The 1,562-nt window shown below is 56.3% G+C and carries 1 protein-coding gene; it reads right to left on the minus strand.

From position 1 onward, the window contains the following. The coding region (locus F758_RS47050) for an FG-GAP repeat domain-containing protein (protein WP_024513504.1) at positions 1–1,562 on the minus strand (1,562 nt) is incomplete at both ends.

The raw sequence follows: 1,562 nt of genomic DNA on the forward strand, positions 1-1,562 counted from the left end.
GGGAGAGTCGAGTTCAGCGTCAGACCGCTAATCGCCTGTCCGGCAGTACCGGCGGTTATAGTGAAGGTGCGCGAGTCGCCCGCGCCGCGCGTGCCCTTCACCAATTGGTAGGTGACGGTATCGCCACTAGGCGCCTTTATGGATTCGAAAAGCGGAACGCCGCTGATAGTTACTGAGAGCTTATCGTCGGAATCGACCGGCGACGCTGTGATGCCCATTGGCGTCGACCCGCCTGCCGTCACGTTCAGAGAAGATGGCGCTGTCAGCGTCGGCGGTTCGGAGGATTCGGGGCTCGTGTCAGTTGTGTTCAGAAGAACCGATACAGCGGCGCCACTAACATCCGGTACGGCAATGTCTAATTTACCATCGCCATTAAGATCTCGTATCGTGCCGTTGCCGGGTTGTGCACTATTTGTAGGATAGTTTGACGCGGTCTGGAACGTCCCATCGCCGTTACCCAAAGCCACTGCTACCGTGTTGTTGGTATCGTTAGTCATTACTAGATCAAGCTTGCCGTCGCCATTAATGTCGGCGAGCCCGAGAGGCTGTCCTCCGCTTGAAGCCGGAGATGGAGAACCGAATGTACCGTTGCCATTGTTAAGTAGTATGACGGTCCCAGTGTCTACTCCGTCGACTATGTCGACACTGCCATCGCCATTTACGTCCGCAAGCCGTACGTGACCATTACTCGTAGTCGGCCCGACTGAATAATCCGCTGGAGCCTGGAATGTGCCGTCGCCATTGCCGATGAGCACGCTAACCAAAGTGCTGTTGGAATGCCCGATGACTAAGTCCAATTTGCCGTCACCATTGACGTCTCCGATCGCAAAATTGGTGGGAGTGGTTCCGGCCGCAAAATTTGCTTGTGAACCGAATGTGCCGTCGCCATTACCGAGGAACACCGAGACAGTATTGCCGTATTGATCAATTGCCGCAACGTCCAGCTTCCCATCGCCATTAAGGTCAGCCACTAGAGCTTCATTGTAACCAATTGCACTGCCAAACGAGACCGGCGCCTGAAAAGTGCCGTTACCGTTGCCAAGCGCTATCGCGACTTGGGAGGCACCGGTAGGGCCGCTGTTAGTTATCACGTCCAGTTTGCCGTCTGCATTTAGATCTGCAAGAACCACGGAGTGAGGGAAAGCGACTGAGACTGCCGTAGTCACGGGCGCAAATGTGCCGTTGCCATTGTTTAAGAGCTCGGAAATGGAATTGCTGCCCGTGTCCGCGGTAAAAAGGTCGGGAAATCCGTCGCCATTCACGTCACCGGCAGCCAGCCCTTCGGGCGCGTTTCCTGTTGGGTAAGTTGTGGTACTGAAGTTGGGATTGCTTTGCGATATCGCTGGCGGGTCCGTCACGGTGATGGTTTGCGCCGCCGAGGTCCCCGTCTCCCCGCTCGTGCTATTTGTTGCCGTCACTGTGAAGGTATTCACCGGGTGCCCGTTTCCGGGGAGAGTCGAGTTCAGTGTCAGACCGCTAATCGCCTGTCCGGCAGTACCGGCGGTTATAGTGAAGGTGCGCGAGTCGCCCGCGCCGCGCGTGCCTTTCACCAATTGGTAGGT

The organism is Bradyrhizobium sp. ARR65 (genome assembly GCF_000472385.1).
Taxonomy (GTDB): Bacteria; Pseudomonadota; Alphaproteobacteria; order Rhizobiales; family Xanthobacteraceae; genus Bradyrhizobium.